This window comes from Gilliamella sp. BG3, from assembly GCF_046635605.1.
GTDB classification, from domain to species: Bacteria; Pseudomonadota; Gammaproteobacteria; order Enterobacterales; family Orbaceae; genus Gilliamella; species Gilliamella bombi.
The window spans coordinates 1-2029 of the sequence record NZ_JBIDFE010000055.1; the positions used below are offsets into that span (position 1 = coordinate 1).

The 2029-nt window shown below is 30.8% G+C and carries 3 protein-coding genes and 1 pseudogene; 1 reads left to right on the plus strand and 3 read right to left on the minus strand.

What is annotated here, in order from left to right:
• Positions 1-356: 356 nt before the first annotated feature.
• The gene (locus ACGH6S_RS12105) at positions 357-899 is read left to right on the plus strand and encodes an RNA polymerase sigma factor (protein WP_411578401.1); all 543 of its coding nucleotides are present in this window, start codon (positions 357-359) and stop codon (positions 897-899) included.
• Between the two features lie 175 nt (positions 900-1074).
• Here ACGH6S_RS12105 and ACGH6S_RS12110 read toward each other — a convergent pair whose 3' ends face one another.
• From ACGH6S_RS12110 to ACGH6S_RS12120, 3 genes and pseudogenes are all read right to left on the minus strand, one after another.
• A complete protein-coding gene (locus ACGH6S_RS12110; protein ID WP_065590236.1) occupies positions 1075-1338 on the minus strand; it encodes a hypothetical protein in 264 nt (87 codons plus the stop codon).
• A 150-nt stretch (positions 1339-1488) separates the two neighbouring features.
• Positions 1489-1689, minus strand: a complete 201-nt coding sequence (locus tag ACGH6S_RS12115; RefSeq protein ID WP_411578400.1) for a DUF2892 domain-containing protein — start codon at positions 1687-1689, stop codon at positions 1489-1491.
• Positions 1690-1947: 258 nt separating this feature from the next.
• A pseudogene (locus ACGH6S_RS12120) lies at positions 1948-2029 on the minus strand (IS5/IS1182 family transposase); the annotation flags it as partial.

Consider the following 2029-nt stretch of genomic DNA (forward strand, 5'->3'; position numbering starts at 1 on the left):
ACCTAGATGGTTGGCAAGTTCGCTGATAGAAAGGTGTGCATTAGATAACGCATAATCCACTGATTGTTGTTTGAATTAGATACTAAATTTTTTGACCATGATATTTGTCTCCTATGATTTTTGTTTATATCATAGAGGCGAATTTTGTCCACTTTTTTGGCGAGGATCATCTTTTAAAATAGCCACGATTTGATGTTCAGCCATTTTTTTCATAATTAAATTCCCTTTTACTTTTATCATAGAGAATTTTCTACTTTTTTGCTGTACTATTTTAGGGGATAGTTACAAAAATATTTAAAATTATTTGAATCCTTTTCATACCTTCAAACCTCTTTTATATAGTGGAGGAAAAAATAATGAAAAAAATTGATGATAATCTCATTTTACAGGCCAGTTCAGGTAATGAAGTTGCTATGGCTAAATTACTCGAAAAATGCCAACCAGATCTAAATCGCTTTTCAAGAAAAGTTTGTTCCACTGCTGAAGACGCAGAAGATGCAGTACAAGTGGCACTCTGGGTTTTATATAAAAAAATAGGTGTTTTGCGAACTATTTCCGCACTGCCAGCGTGGTTGTTTCGCATTATTGAGCGAGAATGCTACAGAATATTTCGTTCAAATAACAAAACATTCGCAATGGATCCTGATGATATGGAAGAGCTATTTGGAACTAGTAACTCTATAGCTGATGAATCAATATTAAAAATTGACTTAACTAAAGCAATAATTTCTCTTCCCTATACTTATCGAAGTGTAATAATTCTTAGAGATATCAGAGAATTATCAACTTATGAAGTGTCTAATATGCTTGAAATTAGCCCAGAAGCAGTGAAAAGTAGACTTCACAGAGCTAGAAATATTATACGAAAAAAATTAGAGATTAGTGGTCATTCACACTGAAATAGTAATTATGAATGCTTTATATATTAATATTCACAATTATAAAGGAACTATTTATGGTAATGAATACAAATGGCATTAAAGAAAATATGATTTAACTTGATTAGATACTTATCCCCTAGCAAGCTAGGGGCAGTAACCATGCAACATAACAAATTCACACATTGAGCTATTTTCACTTTAAGTCTGTTGAAATTGATTCATCTTTTTTTGTACAGGGAATACATGTTTTACCTGGATTGGTTATAGTCATTATGAGACCAATTACCCAACAGGCAGGGCATCCTCTTAATACAACAAACCCTAAAACAGCCGATACAAGTCCCAATAAAACGCTCCAGACAGCACCTTGAATGAACAGATATATTGTTAAACCGAGCAAACCAAATCCAATACATCCTCGTAGTAAATGCCTTAATACAGAACTACTTCTAAACATGACATTACCTCTTAAAATTATTTAATTTAAATTTCATTTACATTTTTCTCTTAATTGTGATATCAATGAGAGATATCCTGTAATATGTACTTCCTCAAAGTAAACAGTTATTCATCATTACATCAAGGAAGTAGCGAGTGGATTTTTTAGTTAGTTTATTTTTCTTTTCATAATTGAACGCATAGGGCAAAATCCTATAGTTCCAGTACAAACCAGAATTATTCCTGTTGCGATAGAAATCCACATTACTAGGGCTGTTGGAGCAAAAAGAAAGCCTAAATAAGCAATACAGGCACCAATAATAATTCGACATAAACGCTCAAAACTTGGAATATTTTTTTTTAAACTCATATTTTTTTCCTCTTTAAAATTAGATTTAATAATGAACTACTCTAATAAAGAGTCGACAAAATCAAAAAAAGATTCAAAAAATTTTTTTTAAATGGATTTTAATTATCAAATTAGTGGAATACATTGAATTAATGTCTTTTATTTAAGTTTATAGGTATTTCAAATTAGGAGTGAATTTAGGTAAAGGATAGTTATAAATAATTAAAAAATTAATTGTAATTGATTAGGGGCTGTTGAACTTTGCTGTACATAAATTACTCAATAATACATTGGCAGCCACATTAACATAAATGCCAGTGATACCATACTGGCATAATTCCTTTCTAACTTATCGTATCTA

Excerpts from the sequence above, each read along its gene's own strand:
- ACGH6S_RS12105 (WP_411578401.1), top strand. The coding sequence starts at position 357 with ATGAAAAAAATTGATGATAATCTCATTTTACAGGCCAGTTCAGGTAAT.
- ACGH6S_RS12110 (WP_065590236.1), bottom strand. The coding sequence starts at position 1,338 with ATGTTTAGAAGTAGTTCTGTATTAAGGCATTTACTACGAGGATGTATT.
- ACGH6S_RS12115 (WP_411578400.1), bottom strand. The coding sequence starts at position 1,689 with ATGAGTTTAAAAAAAAATATTCCAAGTTTTGAGCGTTTATGTCGAATT.